General features: G+C 69.8%; 18 protein-coding genes. 6 read left to right on the top strand and 12 right to left on the bottom strand.

The window, feature by feature from the left end; translation table 11 throughout:
* Nucleotides 1-16: 16 nt before the first annotated feature.
* From ACIA6A_RS36955 to ACIA6A_RS36970, 4 genes are all read right to left on the bottom strand, one after another.
* Entirely contained in the window at nt 17-1,111 is a 1,095-nt protein-coding gene (locus tag ACIA6A_RS36955) for an AIR synthase-related protein (protein WP_396102718.1), read from the bottom strand.
* Between the two features lie 166 nt (nt 1,112-1,277).
* Entirely contained in the window at nt 1,278-2,513 is a 1,236-nt protein-coding gene (locus ACIA6A_RS36960; RefSeq protein WP_396102719.1) for an MFS transporter, read from the bottom strand.
* Nucleotides 2,510-3,088, bottom strand: coding sequence for a helix-turn-helix domain-containing protein (locus tag ACIA6A_RS36965; RefSeq protein ID WP_396102720.1), 579 nt, complete (start codon nt 3,086-3,088; stop codon nt 2,510-2,512). Before ACIA6A_RS36965 ends, ACIA6A_RS36960 begins: the two co-directional genes overlap by 4 nt.
* Nucleotides 3,089-3,158: 70 nt before the next feature.
* Nucleotides 3,159-3,971 (bottom strand): pentapeptide repeat-containing protein, encoded by an 813-nt coding sequence (locus tag ACIA6A_RS36970; protein WP_396102721.1) that lies wholly within the window; start codon nt 3,969-3,971, stop codon nt 3,159-3,161.
* Between the two features lie 164 nt (nt 3,972-4,135).
* Between ACIA6A_RS36970 and ACIA6A_RS36975 the strand changes: the two genes are divergently transcribed.
* A complete protein-coding gene (locus ACIA6A_RS36975; RefSeq protein ID WP_396102722.1) occupies nt 4,136-4,555 on the top strand; it encodes a nitroreductase family deazaflavin-dependent oxidoreductase in 420 nt (139 codons plus the stop codon).
* Between the two features lie 4 nt (nt 4,556-4,559).
* Complete coding sequence (locus ACIA6A_RS36980) at nt 4,560-5,294, top strand: PP2C family protein-serine/threonine phosphatase (protein ID WP_396102723.1); 735 nt, start codon at nt 4,560-4,562, stop codon at nt 5,292-5,294.
* Here ACIA6A_RS36980 and ACIA6A_RS36985 read toward each other — a convergent pair whose 3' ends face one another.
* Entirely contained in the window at nt 5,295-6,455 is a 1,161-nt protein-coding gene (locus ACIA6A_RS36985) for a cellulose-binding domain-containing protein (RefSeq protein WP_396102724.1), read from the bottom strand.
* Between the two features lie 293 nt (nt 6,456-6,748).
* Between ACIA6A_RS36985 and ACIA6A_RS36990 the strand changes: the two genes are divergently transcribed.
* Nucleotides 6,749-7,156, top strand: a complete 408-nt coding sequence (locus ACIA6A_RS36990; RefSeq protein ID WP_396102725.1) for a hypothetical protein — start codon at nt 6,749-6,751, stop codon at nt 7,154-7,156.
* A 99-nt stretch (nt 7,157-7,255) separates the two neighbouring features.
* Here ACIA6A_RS36990 and ACIA6A_RS36995 read toward each other — a convergent pair whose 3' ends face one another.
* Together ACIA6A_RS36995 and ACIA6A_RS37000 are read right to left on the bottom strand one after the other, a co-directional pair.
* Complete coding sequence (locus tag ACIA6A_RS36995) at nt 7,256-7,573, bottom strand: hypothetical protein (RefSeq protein WP_396102726.1); 318 nt, start codon at nt 7,571-7,573, stop codon at nt 7,256-7,258.
* A gap of 38 nt (nt 7,574-7,611) precedes the next feature.
* Nucleotides 7,612-8,274: a DJ-1/PfpI family protein gene (locus ACIA6A_RS37000; protein ID WP_396102727.1), complete on the bottom strand. Its 663-nt coding sequence runs from the start codon at nt 8,272-8,274 to the stop codon at nt 7,612-7,614.
* A 96-nt stretch (nt 8,275-8,370) separates the two neighbouring features.
* On the opposite strand from ACIA6A_RS37000, the gene ACIA6A_RS37005 reads away from it, so the two are divergent.
* The gene (locus ACIA6A_RS37005) at nt 8,371-9,318 is read left to right on the top strand and encodes a GlxA family transcriptional regulator (protein ID WP_396102728.1); all 948 of its coding nucleotides are present in this window, start codon (nt 8,371-8,373) and stop codon (nt 9,316-9,318) included.
* Between the two features lie 118 nt (nt 9,319-9,436).
* Here the strand turns inward: ACIA6A_RS37005 and ACIA6A_RS37010 are convergent, their stop codons facing one another.
* Together ACIA6A_RS37010 and ACIA6A_RS37015 are read right to left on the bottom strand one after the other, a co-directional pair.
* Nucleotides 9,437-10,753, bottom strand: coding sequence for a hypothetical protein (locus ACIA6A_RS37010; protein ID WP_396102729.1), 1,317 nt, complete (start codon nt 10,751-10,753; stop codon nt 9,437-9,439).
* Nucleotides 10,750-11,328, bottom strand: coding sequence for an RNA polymerase sigma factor (locus ACIA6A_RS37015; RefSeq protein WP_396102730.1), 579 nt, complete (start codon nt 11,326-11,328; stop codon nt 10,750-10,752). Before ACIA6A_RS37015 ends, ACIA6A_RS37010 begins: the two co-directional genes overlap by 4 nt.
* A gap of 364 nt (nt 11,329-11,692) precedes the next feature.
* Here ACIA6A_RS37015 and ACIA6A_RS37020 point away from each other — a divergent pair, with 364 nt between their 5' ends.
* Nucleotides 11,693-12,127 carry a GNAT family N-acetyltransferase gene (locus ACIA6A_RS37020; protein ID WP_396102731.1) on the top strand — a complete coding sequence of 145 codons (435 nt, stop codon included), beginning with the start codon at nt 11,693-11,695 and terminating at the stop codon, nt 12,125-12,127.
* A 67-nt stretch (nt 12,128-12,194) separates the two neighbouring features.
* Here ACIA6A_RS37020 and ACIA6A_RS37025 read toward each other — a convergent pair whose 3' ends face one another.
* Both ACIA6A_RS37025 and ACIA6A_RS37030 read right to left on the bottom strand, forming a co-directional pair.
* On the bottom strand, nt 12,195-12,746 hold the full coding sequence (locus ACIA6A_RS37025) for a GNAT family N-acetyltransferase (RefSeq protein WP_396102732.1): 552 nt from the start codon (nt 12,744-12,746) through the stop codon (nt 12,195-12,197).
* A 104-nt stretch (nt 12,747-12,850) separates the two neighbouring features.
* Nucleotides 12,851-13,474 carry a TetR/AcrR family transcriptional regulator gene (locus ACIA6A_RS37030; protein WP_396102733.1) on the bottom strand — a complete coding sequence of 208 codons (624 nt, stop codon included), beginning with the start codon at nt 13,472-13,474 and terminating at the stop codon, nt 12,851-12,853.
* A 108-nt stretch (nt 13,475-13,582) separates the two neighbouring features.
* On the opposite strand from ACIA6A_RS37030, the gene ACIA6A_RS37035 reads away from it, so the two are divergent.
* Nucleotides 13,583-14,365, top strand: a complete 783-nt coding sequence (locus tag ACIA6A_RS37035) for an SDR family NAD(P)-dependent oxidoreductase (protein ID WP_396102734.1) — start codon at nt 13,583-13,585, stop codon at nt 14,363-14,365.
* A 12-nt stretch (nt 14,366-14,377) separates the two neighbouring features.
* Here the strand turns inward: ACIA6A_RS37035 and ACIA6A_RS37040 are convergent, their stop codons facing one another.
* Entirely contained in the window at nt 14,378-15,784 is a 1,407-nt protein-coding gene (locus tag ACIA6A_RS37040; RefSeq protein WP_396102735.1) for a polysaccharide lyase family 1 protein, read from the bottom strand.
* Between the last annotated feature and the right edge of the window lie 66 nt (nt 15,785-15,850).

Below are 15,850 nucleotides of genomic sequence, written 5' to 3' on the forward strand. Positions count from 1 at the left end.
ACTCACCCTCCCAGGGTCAGCTGATGGTCAGTTGGCTTCCGGTGAACTCGACGGCCAGCGACGGCACGGACACCGATGTCTCCCCGGCGACGACCTCGCCGGCCACGAACGCCGGATATCCGGCGGCCCGGGCGATGGCGACGGTGCGATCGGCATCCGGTTCGGCGACCACGGCGACGAAACCGAATCCCATGTTGAACGTGGCATAGGCCTCGGCCGGGTCCATGGCGGTCCGGTCGACGAGGAATTGCAGAACCTCGGGGATCGGCGGCAACCGGTCGATGACATAACGGACCCGGGCGGTGGAGCGCATCATTTTCAGCAGGCCGTGCCCGGTGATCGGATTGAGGAATCGTGGTATCACCTCCGACGCGAGCAGGGCGCGGACGAAAGCGGGATAGAGGACCGAGGGATCGAGCAGGGCGGCGCCGAGATCCCGTCCGCTGGGCAGGGTGGTCCGCCACCCCTGGGGCAGCTCGGCGGCGACCCGCCGGGCCAGTGACGACCCGTTGGTGTGCAGCCCGGAACTGGGGAGCACGACGATCCGGTCCCCGGGTGCCACCTCGGTGCCGAGGACCGGGGCGCGTCCCGACGGCACCAGGGCGAGGGCGCTGCCCCCGAGCTCGATCCCGGCTCCGGTGAGCATGCCCGGCAGCGCCGGTGACTCGCCACCGCCCCAGGCGGCGCCGGACTGCTCGCAGGCGTGCTGCCAGCCGGCGAGCAGCTGCAGGGACTTGTATTTCCCGGTGTACCAGGCGGCATTCCCAGTGGCGAAATAGGCGGTGACCACCAGCGGGTTGGCGCCCACCGACACGACGTCGTTCACGATGGCCGCCACCGCGTCGACGGCGACGTCGAAGAACCGGCTCTCACCGGTCAGGTCGTACCACTGCTCGGCGATGACGGACTTGGTGCCCAGCCCCTCGGTGGTCAGCGCCAGCGTCAGCGGGCCGACCTCGATCACGTAGGCGGCGGCACCCCGCGACCCCGGCACCTCCCGGGCGCCGCCGCCGGCGAGCAGGCCGCTGGTCGCCGCGGCTCTCTCGATGGCGGACCGTTTGACCTCGTCCAGGACGGAATAATCCACTCCCGACCGTTGGTACTCCTGCACGCAACCACCTCCGTGCTCATTCACGGGCGACCGGCAAGTCGCCCGTGAACCCATTATGCGGCGGCCTGCGGACAAGAATGCATTCATTCATGGAATGCACTTCTTTCGAGGTATCCGAATTGGCACGGTCGGATTCCCGACGAAAGGGTTGGGATCTTCCAATATGCTATTTGCATTCAGCTATGTCAATGGGTGTGGATCCCGGCGCGCCCGCCCCGGGCAGGATGGCCCGGCGCAGGGTGGGTGCGCGGAGAGCCGTGGCGGCCCCGGCGGCGGCGATCGCACCGCCGAGGACGAACGTGGGGCCCGGGCCGTAGCGGCCGGTGAGCAGTCCGGTGAGACCGTAGCTGAGCGGGATGGTGCCGAACGTCGCGACGCTGAAGACGCTCATGACGCGGCCCAGCTGATCGGCGCGGGTGGTGGCCAGCGTCAGCGCGCCGGTCAGGGACGCGGCGACGCCGGCTCCCAGGCCGAGCACCGTTGCCGCGGCCACCGCCCAGGGCAGCGCCGGTGCGGTGCCGATGCCCGCGACAGCGCCTGCCATCAGCGCGGCACCGCCCGCGATGCACAGGCCGGGCCGGGGCAGGCGGCCGAGGACGGCCAGGGCCAGGGCGATCAGGGCCGCGCCGAGGCCGAATCCGCCGAGGATCCAGCCGACGCCGGCCGAGCCCCAGCCCCGTGCGGCGGCCAGCAGCGGCAGGCCGGTGTTGACCGGGCCGGTGAACGCGAACTCGGTGACGGCCGACACCAGCAGCAGGGCGGGCAGCAGCCGGTGGCCGCGCACATAACGCAGGCCGTCGGCGACGTCGCTGGTCAGCCGTTGCGGTGCGGTGGCGTCCGGGGTTGCGGGCGCGGGCAACAGGCGGGTGGCGGCCAGGGTGCCGACCGACACGGCGAGCAGCACGGCGGTGCAGCCGAAAGCGGCCGCGATGCCCTGGTGGGCCACGAGGTAGCCGGCGAGCGGGGCGCCGGCGACCAGGCCGGCGCGCTGGACCGTCATCCGCATCCCCTGCAGCCGGACGAGCTGATCGGCGGGCACCAACCGGGCGGGCATCGCGCCGACCGCGGGCAGCAGCAGGGCGTCGAGGACGCCGAAGACGACGGACACCAGGATGAGCAGGAGCGGTGACGGCCCGGTGGCGACGAGCAGGACGGCCGCGGCGGCGAGCACCAGGGTGCGGCTGGTGTCGCTGACCAGGGCCAGCTTCTTGGCGCCGATCCGGTCGCTGAGCGCGCCGCCGACCAGCAGGACCAGCAGGCGGGGGATCGAGCCGGCGGCCAGGATCAGGCCGACCTGGGCCGGTTCGGCGACCTGGACGGCGGCCCAGGACAGGGCGATGAAATAGATCTGGTCGGCGATCAGGGACAGGCCGAGACCGGCCAGCCACCAGAGCACATTCATGGCCGGTACGGGAATCCGTGCATGATGGTCATGACGTGTTCCCGGCCGTCGTCGTCGGTGGCCGCCCGGCCGGCCTCGGCCCACTTGTGGATCACGGCCTGGAGCTCCTGCTGGAGTTGCGCCAGTTCAGCATGGGTCAGGCGCAGCAGGGCGTCACTGGAGAACGACGCGCTGGTCCACTCCGGCCCCCAGCTCGGCTGTTCCTCCTCGAACTGGCGCAGCCGCATCAGGTGGTTCTCCAGCAATAGCCGTTTCACCGCCGCGGACGCCGCCCGCTGCTCCGGGGTGCCGGAGAAATCGTTCTGCGACCACCGGAAGCCCGTCGAGCTCAGCCGCCACCAGCGTTCCCGCTGATTGGGGGAGCGGTCCGGGGCCTCGGCGATCAACCCGTGCGCGGCGAGTTGCCGCAGGTGGTAACTGACCAGGGCGGGGGATTCGTCGACCAGTTCGGCGAGCCGGGTCGCGGTCGCGGCTTCCTCGGCGCTCAGGGCGTAGTAGAGGCGTACGCGCAGGGGGTGGGAGAGGGCTTTCAGCTCCCGGACGTCGTTCAGTTCACGCGGCTCGGACGGTGACATCGACCCACCGTACATCCAAAGGGTTTCTTTCGAAAGATTCCTTTAGAAGCGCACCGACCTCGGACCGGGCCTACCCCGGCAGCCGGGTCTGCGCATCCGTCCTGGCCGTGGCCACCTGCGTCGCGGTCAGGTTCGTCACGGCGGAGAGATTCACGCCCCGCAGGTCCGCGCCGGTCAGGACCGCACCCGCCATGTTCGCCTCCGGCAGGTAGGCGTTGCGCAGGTCCGCCCCCGTCAGGTCCGCGCCCGTCAGGTCGGCGCGGTTCAGGATCGCACTGTTCAGATCGGCGTTCGCGAGGTGCGCGGCACCGAGATCCGCGAGGTTGAGAGCGGCCCGCCGCAGCCGTGCTCCGCTCAGGTCCGCCCCATGGAGTTCCGCGTCCCGCAGATACGCGCTCTGCAGGTCGGTCCCCTGAAGATGCGCCGTGTTCAGGTTCGCGTTCTCGAGGCTGAGCAGGGTGTTCGAGAAATCGAGCGGCCCGGCCGCGGGATGCGGGCGGCTGCTCAGGACCGTGACGGCGGCCCGGACGTCCGCCGGGGACGGGGCAGCCGTCCCGGTCGTCGTCCCCGGCGGGCGCGGGGCGTGGGTGCGGACGAACGCGCTCAGCACGTGCACCACCGCGGTCTCGTCATCCGGTGAGTCGATCATCAGGCGCTGCAGGGCGTAGATGCCGCCGAGGCGGATCGACAGCTTGTCGGCCGTCTGCTCGTCCTCCTGCCCGAGGTGGTCGATGGCGGCGCTGAACCGGTCCGCGACCTGGCCCTGCAGCGCGATCCGGCGTTGTTCCACGTTGGCGTTGTGGCTGATCTTCACCGTTATCCCGACGAAGACGACCGAGGCGATGGCGACGACAGCGGTCACGATGCCGACGACGGCGGTCACCGACGACTGCCAGCCGGACTTGCTCGCTTCCGGCTGCGCAGTGCGGACGTCCGGATCCGAATCTTCCCGTGGATTACTCATATCGCCGGTAGCAACGCGTGGCGCGGCGTCAGGTTTTCCGCGCGGTGCGGAATCACTCCATCGGGCGCGGGTACGGTCGAGTCATGACTTCCGCTACCGATCTGCACGGTGCCGAGCACGTCGCACGCTACCTGGAAACCGAGGGTGAGGACGGGTTCCTCTGGCGCAACGACACCACCATCCTCATCCTGTTCACCACCGGGCGTAAGACCGGGGAGCAGCGCTCGCACGCCCTGATCTTCCGCGAGTTCGAGGGCGCCTACCTCGTCGTCGCGTCCAAGGGCGGCAACGACGCGCCGCCCGCCTGGTACGTCAACCTCGAGGCCGACCCGAACGTCGAGGTCCAGGTCAAGGGCGACCGCTTCAAGGCCACCGCGCGCACCGCCACCCCGCAGGAGAAGCCCGCGATGTGGGCGACGATGGTCGACGCGTGGCCCGACTACGACGAATACCAGAAGAAGACCGACCGGGAGATCCCCGTCGTGGTGCTCGAGCGCGCCTGACCGAGTGGATATCCGTACGGGCGGATGGGCCGTATCCGGACGGACGCTGACCGCCGCCGCCGGCAGTGTCGTCGGCGCGCGGTATCAGGCGAACTACGACGTGCTGCACCTCGGCGCCGCCCGGCCGGTCGCGGTGGTGGCCGACGGGATGGGCGACGGCCCGGGCAGCGCGGCCGCCGGGCGGACCTGCGTCGAGGTGTTCGTCCGGGAGACCGCGGGTGCTGTGGGGCCGGGCGCGTTGCGGGCCGCGGTGGGTGAGGTTCAGCGGGCTGTGCTTGCCGTGGGGCGGGGCATTCCCGGGCTGACCGGGTGCACGCTCACCGCCTTCGTCGGCGGCGAGGACGGTGCCTGGCTCGTGCAACTGGGCGACTCGCGGGTCTACCGGATGCGTGACGGGCTGCTCGAACTGCTCACCACCGATCACACCGCGGCCTGGACCGGAGTGCTGCACGGCTGGTTCACCCAGGACTCACCGCAGGCCCGGGCCGCCCGGTACCGGCTGCACCGCTACGCCGGGCACCCCGGCGAACCGGAGCCTGACGTGATCAACATCAGCCTCCGGTCCGGGGACGTCCTGCTGCTGTGCACCGACGGGGTCAGCGACCAGCTTTCGTACGAGCGCATGGCTCAGATCCTGCAAGGTTTTCCTGATCCGATGGCGGCGGTGCGGGAGCTGCTCGACGATCCGTTGCCGGCCGGGGACGACAACGCGACCGCCGTGATCATCCGGGTCGAGTGATCAACAGCCGATGCGGGCGCCGGCCACTTTTACGTCGTCGTAGTACAGGGTGTCGGCGCCCTCGCCGTAACTTTCCCAGCCCAGGCGCAGGTCGGTCAGGCGCGGGCGGTAGGTACGGTTGAGCCACTGGCTGTCGATGTCGTGGGTGGGCACCCCGTCCTGGCGCAGGCCCGGCACCGAGACCCCGTCGAGCCAGGTCTCCATCGTGCCATCGGACCCGTTGACCGAGAACTCCACACAGGTCCACGTGCCGACCGGTAGCGGGCGGGACAGGGCGACCCCGGCCGGGCTCTGCTCGGGCAACGTCGCGTCGTCGGAGGCCCGGTTCCACTGCAGGGCGGCGTTCTGCCCACCGAACCGCAGATCCTTGTTGCCGTCGGCGGCGTCGCGCAGGGCCACGGCCGTGGTGTGCGCGACCGGCAGGGCGGTGGTGTGCCGCACCCAGTACCGCACGTACCAGGCGGTGGCCGCCGGGTCGATGATCTTGCTGTTCGCGGCGAAGACATGGTTGCAGTACCCGGCGGCGCCGTTGATCCGCAGCGACGTGGTCCCGGTGTGCGCGACGGTCTTGTCGATGGTGGCGGTGCCCGCCCCGGAACAGTCGGGAGCCGACACCGACCAGTCCCCAGCCGGCGCCCCGGCGGCCTGCGACTCGAAACTGTCCCCGGCCCCGGACGAAGGCGGCGGTGTGGTCGGGGGCGGTGTGGTCGGGGGCGGGGTGGTGGGCGGCGGCGTGGTGGGTGCGGGCGTCGTCGGGGTCGGTGTCACGGGACCCGCGCACGAGACGCCGTTGACCGCGAAGTCGGTCGGAGCGGTGTTGGTGCCGGAATACGTTCCCTGGAACCCGAACGACGCCGACCCGCCGGTCGGCAGGGAACCGTTCCAGCCGGCGTCGCGAGCGGTGACCACCTTGCCGGACTGGGTGACCCCGGCGTTCCAGGCCGAGGTGACCTTCTGATCACCGGGGAACGTCCAGGTCAGCGTCCACGCGGTGACCGGGGCACCATTGTTGGTGAGCTTCACGTCGGCGGTGAACCCGGTGTTCCACGAATTGGCCGTCCAAGCGACGTCGCAGGCGGTGGCCGCCTGAGCCGGCGAGGCGGCGATGCCGGCCGCGGCGAGAATTGCGGCCGCTCCGGCCGCGAGAGATCTCTTGTGCACGATGGCCTCCACGTCGTCAGGGCGGCCCCGATGGCTGGGAGCGCTCCCATATATAGACGATCGTAGGTTTACAAGCCGGAAATGTGAAGCGCCGGACATTCGGGATCGGGCGTCCGGCATGACGGCCTCCGCCCGCCGCCGCGTGGAGGCCTGCCCGGTTCCGTCGCGTAAAAGGTGAGCAGGACCTCAAGTAAGACCAAGATCCTCCGATCGGCTGTGGGTCGGAGCGCTGCACACACCGAGGCTTCAAAGGGCTCGCCATGAAGAGGATTTTTGTCACCGTCTCGACGGCATTGATCAACATCGGGCTGATCGGTGCCGCCGCGCCGGCCCAGGCTCAACCCGTCGTCACCCACACCTCGGCAGGCAAGATCGAACGGGAGTTGTACCTGGTGCCCGCCGGGATCGGCGACTCTTCCTGCAGGAACGGGACCTTGCAGTACGGCATCTCGCTTGCTGCTCTGCCGAACGTCGCCCGGTCGATGGATTTCAGGACCACGGTGCCCGGCCGCGGCGTCATAGCGTTCGATGATCTTTATTTCGACCAGTACGACAGCAAAGCCTGGTATTCGGCGTGCGTGTCCAAGGGCGGCTACAAGGTCATCGCCGCGTCCAAGCGCCTCAAGGTCACCGGCAAGGACGTCGCTACCGGGCGCAGTGTCAAGCCGCGCAATGTCAAGGTCTACGTCACCGAGTGCTGAGTAAGGGCGCCGCGACGGCATCCGTCGTCTGGCCGTCGGAATGCCAAGAACGCGTCTGCCTGTGCCCAACGCTGTCCGATGTTGCGAGTGGCAACGCGGTCACTCTGGTGCGCGCTCTCCGCTGACTGTGGAGCGGGGGAGTCGTCCGGCGCGGGAGTGGCCGGTGAGTGCGTCGCCGGTCACGGTGACGTCGTACTCGAGGTTGAGTCGCAGGGGTTTGGTGATGGTCTGCTTCCAGGTCACCCGTTCGCCGTCGGGGGTGCGGTCGATCGCGATGTCACGCAGGGGTGTCTGCTCGCCTTCTCCGATCGCGGTGCCCTCGATGCCATGGGGCGTTTCGGTGAATGCGTAGCGGGCGTCGATGCTGCCGATGGGGGTCTTCATCCGCAGGTGCCAACGGCCGAGGAGGTCGCTCATGGTGATCTTCTCCCGGATTCTCGTGGTGTGGTCGGGCGTCACGCCGCGACGGGGATTCGTCCGGTGCGCTTCCAGGTGGTGCCGCGGCGCTCGTACTCGAACAGTTCTTCCACCGCGTGGGCGATCTGCGGGCCGAAGTCGCGTTCGAGCAGGTAGAGACCGAGGTCGAGGCCGGAGGTGACACCTGCGGCCGAGACGAGGTCCCCGTCGTCGACGACGCGGGCGCGTACCGCTTGGGCGCCGGTGGCGTCGAGCATGTCTATGCCCAGCGTATGGGTGGTGACGGCGCGGTTCTCGAGCAGTCCGCCCATGGCCAGTCCCAGTGATCCGCCGCAGACGGTGGCGACCGTGACCTGCGGATTGTCCAGTGCGGATCGGATCAACGGGATCGCCGGGCCGGCGGCGAACCGGGCGAGGAGGACGGGGATGGTGTCGACGTCGTCGGGGTCCCCGTCGACGGGACCGGAGGCGCCGGGAACGATGAGGTATCCCGGTACGGCAGGATCGAGTGTTGCCGTTGCGGTGAGGGCGATACCGGGGGTGCCGGAGACGACCTCGCGCGGGCCGTCGGCGCTGACGTACTCGAGTGCGAGGCCCGCGCCCATGGCGTCACTGCCCGCGGTGAGGACCTCGAAAGGGGCGACGGCGTCGAGCGGGTCGAAACCGTCGAAGAGCACGAACTGAACACGTGGTACGGGCATGGCTCCATTCTTCGGGTGACCGGCGCGCCTGGCTAATGGCTACAAGGACATCATTCGCCTTTATCTGGCCACGGCCCACGGGGTAGGTTGAGCGCCGTGCATACGGTGGTGGTGCTGGCCCTGGACGATACGATCGCCTTCGATCTGGCCACACCGATCGAGGTTTTCGGGCGGGTCAGGCTGCCGGACGGCCGGCCTGGTTACCGCCTCGTGGTGGCCGGTGAGGAGTCCTCGGTGGGGGCGGGGCCGATGCGTATCCAGGTCATGGCCGGCCTGGAGGAGACGCGCCGCGCGGACCTGATCGTGGTGCCCGGCTGCAACGATCTGTCACGCCCGTTGTCTCCCGGCGTCCTCAATGCCCTGCGGGACGCGGCCAAGGACGGCACGCGCATAGCCTCGATCTGCGTCGGGGCGTTCACCCTGGCCGCCGCCGGTGTCCTCGACGGTCTGCGCGCGACCACCCACTGGCTGGCATCGGAGCAGCTGGCCCGGCAGTACCCACGGATCCGGGTCGATCCGGACGTTCTCTACACCGACAACGGCCAGGTCCTGACCTCCGCGGGAGCCTCCGCCGGCCTCGACCTGTGCCTGCACATCGTCGAGCGTGACCACGGTGTCGCCGTCGCCGCCGATGCGGCACGCCTGGCGGTGGCGCCACTGCAGCGAACAGGCGGGCAGGGCCAGTACATCCTGCGCAACCGCCCGACTGACAGCACCGCCACGCTGGAGGGCACTCTGCAGTGGATCGAGGAGAACGCGCATCGGCAGCTGTCGCACGCTGACATCGCCGACGCCGCCCGGGTGAGCACCCGAACCCTCACCCGCCGGTTTCAGGCAGAGACCGGGCAGAGCCCGATCCAGTGGCTCACCGGCGTCCGTATCCGACACGCGCAGGAACTGCTCGAGACGACCGGACACACCGTCGAGTCCATCGCCGGGCGGGTCGGGTTCACCTCGGCGAGCAACTTCCGCAGCCAGTTCGCCCAGGCCGTCGGAGTCAGCCCCGGCGCTTACCGCAAGACCTTCCGGGCCGACGGCAACTGATGCCGCTCGCGGCCCTCCCGGCAGCGGTGATCAGCGGAAATGAGGCCGCGATCGTGCATATGGCAAAGCCGTCGAATTACCGGCCGCTCTCGATGCAGGTCCGGAGAGGTCCGACCCGTCAGAGGTTGATCGGTTGTTCGGCCAGGACGCGGCCGTCGTCGCCGTACACCGTGATCGTCCGCTGGTCGGCGCCGTCGTTGAGGTTGATGCCGGCCAGAACGAAGGTCCGGTCGATGACCGGTACGGTGATCGCGCGGTGGCCGGTGCCGCTCAACGACACCGTGGCGGCGCGGTCGTCGGTGACCAGGCCGGTGACGGCGACGGTTTCACTGCCGTGCTTCGCGGTGGAGAAGTCGTAGAAGACGGTGTGGGTGAACAGGTACGGGTTCACCGGGACCTCGTCCGCCCGTACCCCGTTGCTGTCGGCGCCGTCGTCGACCAGCAGCTCGGCGGTGCCGGCGGACCCGGCCGCCCCGGTGGTCGTACAGACCGCGAGCATCCCGTCGTAGCGGGCGAGGTGCAGGTGGTCGTTGACGGTCAGGTCGGTTCTACCGGTTGTTTTCCAGGCGTGCGCGTCCACGAGCGGCGGGAACCCGGCCAGCCCACGGCAGGGCGCAAACGCGGCCTGCCCCGGCGACGGCTGCGGCCGGTCGGTGCGTGGTGCGACGGCCGCCGGCAGGTGCGCGGCGTCGACCGCGATCGTCGTCGCCGCCCGGGATGCCGTCGCCCCGACGGACAAGCGCAGGGTTCCCGGCGCAGCGGTCAGCGAGTTCGGCAGGACGAACACGCCGTCACGGACCACCGCGGGCTCACCGTCCGTCGTGGTCGGCCACTGCAGGTGATCGTCGAACACGCTGAGGCTCTTGACGTCCGGGCCGACGATGCCGGCGGCGGTCCCGGTGGGCGACAGGTAGGTAAGGTCGGCGTCGCCGGCCGGTGCCCCCGCGACGGACAGCGACACCGTCTCCGGGGTCAGCTCGCAGAAGCGGGCGGTGTCGCCGGAACGGTACGCGACAACCGTCGCACCGCGCGCCGACGCCGTGAACAACGCCGTGCCCAAGGCCGATCTGCCGTTCTGCACTGTTCCGGCCTGGGCACGGCCGCAGCGGGCTGCATCGGCAGCAGACACCCCGTCGTGTACGGCGTACCTCTGCTCCACAGGCAGGATGTGGAAGGTGTCGGAGTTGCCCGGTCCGGCCGGCGTCGCCGCCGGTGCGTGGCCGGCGGTCGGCGCGTCACCGGTACGCAGGTGGTGCAGCAGCACGGCGCCGAGTCCCGTCACGGCGAAGACCGCCAGCGTCACGCCCGTCGCGGCAGCGCGAGCGGTCCGGGCGCCGGTGCGTTCGGCGATGCCCTCACCGAGGCGTTGCCGGGCCACGGTCCGGACGGCGGGCGGCAGGGGACGGCGGTCGGGGAGATCGTCGAGGTTGATCACATGCACTCCTCGGTGACGGTTTGCTGGAGGCGGATGCGGGCGCGGTGTAGCCGTGACTGCACGCTGTGGACCGTGATACCGAGGATGTCGGCGGCGTCCTCGATCCGCGTGTCACCGAGGAGGCACAGCTGTACCGCCTCGCGCTGGGCGCGGGGCAGGCCGTCGACCGCGGCGAGCACCCGGGTGAGGCGGTCGGCGGCGGCGTCGCGTTCCACCACCCGCTGTGCGGGGTCCGGGGTGTCCCGGCTGATCAGCCGCGGCAGCGCACGCCGCAGGCGGGCGAGGCGACGGCGTTCACCGCGGCAGACATTGGTAGTGACGACGTAGAGCCAGGGCAGCGCGCTGCCGTCCACCAGTCGCATGTCATGCCGTCGCCGCCATGCGGTCAGGAAGACCACCGAGAGCAGGTCGTCGGCCTCGGCCCAGGACCCGGCCAGCCGGAAGGCGAAGTTCCACACCTTCTCGGCGTGCTGCTCGTAGAGTTCGGTGAACGCCGCCTGTTCCCCGCGAAGAATGGCCGGGTGCAGCAGCGTATCGGAGTTCCCGGCAGGGCGGTCGGCACCGTCGAGGGCCACGGCGCCGCTGACCGTAATGCGCAGGGGCATCATCGGCGCGGGCCGTCAGGATCGAACACAGTCACATCCCACTAATGGCCGCACTACCTTGATCAGCGCACCTCGTCGTGGTGAACCACGTCACTATTCCGGCCGCTGCGCCGATCCGGGCCGCGAACCATGTGCCGGCCGCGACCATCGGCAAGGACGTGGTCACGGCACTGGCGGCCTCCCACCGGACGGGCAGGTGGCCGTGACACCGAGACAGACGGTCACAGCTGCGGTGTTCTGCTGACTCGGCCGCGCGGCAGTGCGCTCGGCGGTCACGCACATGGTGGACATAAATGGGATGCGTGGAGAAGAACCGACGGCAAGGATCGCTTTCATGCAGAGCGCGAAGGTCGACATCCGGCCCTACTCGGATGCCGATTGGGAAGCGATCGCCGGCATCCACGACACCGCACGCCTCGACGAGCTGCGCGGCTCCGCCGGTGTGGAGGCGTTCCTGACTCTCGCGCAGACCGCCGAGGACGAGGGTTTGTTCGACGGTTGGTTGTATGTCGACCCTCAGCGCTACCGGCAGGGTGTCGGCAGAGCGTTGTTACGGCACGCGCTTGCGGCAGCCGGCCCCCGGGTGGAGGTCACCGTGCTCGACGGCAATCCGGCAGCCTTGGGGCTCTACATGAGCGAGAGCTTCAGGATCACGGAGACCCGGACCGGCCCGCTCGTCGGCAACGAGGCCTTCACCGCCACGGGCCACATCATGCACCGCGACGCCCCGATGGATGCCCGTTCTCCCGTTCCGGTCCGGACCGTCTGAGGTCAACGGAAGGTGCCCGATTCCCGCATACAGCGCACGGGACCCCTCGGTGACGGGTCCTGATGGACTAAAGCTCGTGCTCCTGGGCCGAGGAGGCTTGCTGTTGTGTGCGGGCAGCGGACTGGTCCACGAAGCCGAGTCGGCGGTTCATCGCGATGGCGGTCTGGTTGCGCGGGTGATGGAAGGCCACCAGGCGTCGGTAGCCCGATGATCGAACGAAGCGGACTGCCAGCAGTTTCAACGCGAGGGACAAGCCCTTGCCGCGGTGGGGGCCAAGCACTCCGGTCATCTCGGAGAATGCGAACTGTTGATCGGGGTGCAGGGAGGTGGCAGACATCGCGATCCAATCGTCGCCCCGGGTGGCGACTATGACACCGTTCGGGTCGAAGGTTGCGACATCGATGCGCTGGGTCACGTACTCGTCGTAGGTGTAGAACGGCCCTCGGCCGGGGATGTCTGCCGAACAGGCCTTGTTCAGGTCGTAGAGCGCCCGATGGTGCTCTGGTGCATTGCCAAGGGCGGCCACCGTCGTGAACCGCGTGCCTGACGCCTCAGCCTGTTGCAAGTAGCGCTCGAAGCTCGCTTCGTCGAACCTTTTGACGTCCAGTTCGAGTTTCACCCACTCCACCATGGCATCAGACCCTACCGATGGGTTCAGATCGGGCGCGCCGGGTCGGGTTCGCTGTGCGGGAGCCGGGCTCGGGCTGTTGAGCGGGTCCGGTGTCATCCGGGGCTGTGGGACGGGCGTGAGCCGGCCGGCCAGGCGGCCATGGCCAGGTCGGCGGTGGCGGTGAGTTCTGCCGCCGTGGCGCCGTCGCGGGCGCGCTGGGACATGCCGTGCATGACGGTGATGAAGTATGCGGCCAGCTTCGCGGGGTCGGCTGTCGCTGGGATCTCGCCCTCCTGCTGGGCGGTTGTCAGGCGCTTCACGAAGGTGCCGACGTTGGCGTTGCGCAGGTCGCGCAGGTAGATGGCGACGTCCACGTCGGCTGCGGCCGCGCTGCAGAGCAAGTTGCCGGCCGGGGTTCCGGGGTCGGTGTACATCGCCGCCGCGTCGAGCAGGATGCGGCGGAACGCGTCGTGGGCCGTGGGCTCGCGTGCCATGGCGGCCCAGATGAACTCTCCGGCGGGGGAGCGGCCGTACGTCTCGACGACTTCGTTGAACAGCGACCTCTTGTCGCCGAACGCGGCGTAGAGGCTGCCGGGCCGGATGCCCATCTCCCGGGTCAGGTCGCTGATCGCGGTCGCTTCGTAGCCGTTCTCCCAGAACAAGCGGGTGGCGGCAGCCAGCGCCGCCGCCCGGTCGAAGGCGGGCGGCCGGCCTCGCCGCACGTCTGTTGTGTCCACGCTCCCATTCTAGAGCGATCACTCAAGAGTGGCGCGGCAAATTCTTGGACGATCGCTCAAGAACGGGGTACGGTGTTTCTTGAGCGATCATTCAACAAAGGAGCGGTCATGTCAGGTGCACTGGAGAACAAGGTTGCGCTCGTCACCGGCGGCAGTCACGGGATCGGCCGGGCGACGGTCGAACGACTCGCCCGCGACGGGGCGACCGTCGGGGTCGGCTACGGCCACGACGAGCCGGCCGCCCGCGACACGGTGGAGCGCATCCGCAAGGACGGCGGGCGCGCCTTCGCCGTGCACGCTGAGCTGGGCACGACGGGAGACGCGGCGCGTCTCTGGGCCGCCTTCGACGAGGCGGGCAAGGAGGAGGCGGGCAAGGAGTACGTGCCCGACGGGCAGCTCGACATCCTCGTCCACAACGCGGCCAAGGGCAGCTTCGCCCGGCTGGCCGACCTCCCCGAGGACGAGTTCGATCAGGTGATCGCGGTGAACGTGAAGGCGCCGTTGTTCATCACGAAGCTCGCGTTGCCGCGACTGCGCGACGGCGGCCGGATCATCACCGTCTCCAGTCTCGCGGCCACCGTCGCGAGCCCGGAGCTGCTCGCGTACGGCGTCAGCAAGGCGGCACTGAACACGTTCACCCGCGACCTGGCGGTGGATCTGGGCCCGCGCGGGATCACCGTCAACGCGGTGTCACCCGGCATCGTCATGACCAGGAACAGTCAGTATCTGCGCGACGACCAGGGGCTCGCGGCGCAGCAGGTGGCGCGCGTCGCGCTCGGCCGGCTCGGTGAGCCGGAGGACGTGGCGAGCATCATCGCGTTCCTCGCCTCCGACGAGGGGCGCTGGGTGACCGGTCAGGTGATCGACGCGTCGGGTGGCACCGCGCTGTGACGACGGCCCGGATCAGCCGATCCGGCCGGCTCCCGCCGCGGCCGCCACGACCAGCGGGACGGTGACGGTGGGGTCGAGGCGGTGGCGCAGGGTGGGGGTCCAGCCGGCGTCGGGGCTCAGGTCGGGGTTGTAGGCGGCGTTGTGCACGGCCACCAGGTCGACCGGGCGGGGGAGGGCGTTGCCGGTGCGGACCAGGGTGCCGATCGCGGTGATCCGGGTGCCCTTCCAGTCCTTGATCAGGTCGGCGGGGTCGACCTCGGCGCCGCGGACAAAATAGTTGTTCTCCGCGTAGATGCTGGATTCGACGCCCACGCCCAGGGCGTACGCGAAATTTTCGTCCGTTGCCTTGTAGAAGTTGTTGAAGACGTCGACCTGGCCGAAACGGACCCGCGGGGCGCGCTGCAGCGCGTTGCTGAACCGGTTGTGGTGCACGGTGACCCGCAGTTTGCCGACGTCTACGCCGGGGGTGTCGGTCGAGCCGATCAGCATGGTCTTGTCGTGGTTGAAATAGTCGTTGTAGGAGACCGTGACCAGGTCGGAGCCGCGGATGATGTCGCTGGCACCGTCGTGGACCTGGTACGGGCGGCCGAGGCGGATCGGCTGGGAGCTGTCCGGGTTGTCGCCGTCGCTGAAGGTGTTGTGGTCGAGCCACACGTTGGTGGCGCCGCTGAGCGAGACGAGGTCGTACAGCGAGTTCCAGTTGCCGGTCGTGCCGTCGGTCGGGTCCCAGGCGGGGAAGCAGTCGGCGGCGTCGGAGAACGCGATGTTGCGCACGATGACGTTGCCGATAGTGGTGAGGGTCAGGCTGCCGTGCTCGATGCTCGCGCCGTTGACGCCGAGCAGCGTGGTGTTGGCGGGGACCGGGATGCGGATCTGGGCGCCCTGGATGCGGGTGGAGCGGACCCGGGCGTCCTCGAGGGGGCCGGACGGCTTGGTGGCGCGGCCCCAGACCGCGGGGTCGTAGGCCTGCAGGAACGCGTCGAGGTCGTAGGCCGGGTCGGCGAAGTCGTCGCAGGTCAGGGGTTGTCCGGCGGCGTCGGTGCTCATGTCGATGCGGCCGCTGACCACGACGATCCTGGGCGCGGGGTCGGTGCCGTCGCCGAGCGCGGCGAGCAGTTCGGCCCGGTTGTGCACGACCGTGGTGTGCGCGGCGTCGGCCGCCGATCCGCCGGTGGTCCCGGTGCCGGCCGCGGCCCAGCCGTCGTCGGCCGCGAGAGTCTGCCGCGCCAGCCGCCCGGCCCACCCCGAAAGCCCACCGGTCGCGGAAAGCCCGCCGGTCGCGGAAAGCCCACCGGTCGCGGGAGAAGCGGGCGGGGAGAGTGCGGCGGCGGGGCCGGTGGTGGTGGCGGGGCCCGCGGTGGTGGCGGGGACGGTCAGAGCGAGGGCGGTCACGGCGGCGGTCAGGAACGGTGCGGGCATGGGTTCTGCTCCCCGGGGACGGTGGAAAGCGCTTACCCCGACACGTTCACACGGGCTCCGGAGTGG

The sequence above is a fragment of the Actinoplanes sp. NPDC051494 genome (assembly GCF_044454705.1).
GTDB lineage: Bacteria > Actinomycetota > Actinomycetes > Mycobacteriales > Micromonosporaceae > Actinoplanes.

Bases quoted from the DNA above. Each gene is read 5' to 3' on its own strand.
- ACIA6A_RS36960 (WP_396102719.1), bottom strand. From the start codon at position 2,513: ATGAATGTGCTCTGGTGGCTGGCCGGTCTCGGCCTGTCCCTGATCGCC.
- ACIA6A_RS36975 (WP_396102722.1), top strand. From the start codon at position 4,136: ATGACTTCCGCTACCGATCTGCACGGTGCCGAGCACGTCGCACGCTAC.
- ACIA6A_RS37000 (WP_396102727.1), bottom strand. From the start codon at position 8,274: ATGCCCGTACCACGTGTTCAGTTCGTGCTCTTCGACGGTTTCGACCCG.
- ACIA6A_RS37040 (WP_396102735.1), bottom strand. From the start codon at position 15,784: ATGCCCGCACCGTTCCTGACCGCCGCCGTGACCGCCCTCGCTCTGACC.
- ACIA6A_RS36965 (WP_396102720.1), bottom strand. From the start codon at position 3,088: ATGTCACCGTCCGAGCCGCGTGAACTGAACGACGTCCGGGAGCTGAAA.
- ACIA6A_RS36995 (WP_396102726.1), bottom strand. From the start codon at position 7,573: ATGAGCGACCTCCTCGGCCGTTGGCACCTGCGGATGAAGACCCCCATC.
- ACIA6A_RS37035 (WP_396102734.1), top strand. From the start codon at position 13,583: ATGTCAGGTGCACTGGAGAACAAGGTTGCGCTCGTCACCGGCGGCAGT.
- ACIA6A_RS37020 (WP_396102731.1), top strand. From the start codon at position 11,693: ATGCAGAGCGCGAAGGTCGACATCCGGCCCTACTCGGATGCCGATTGG.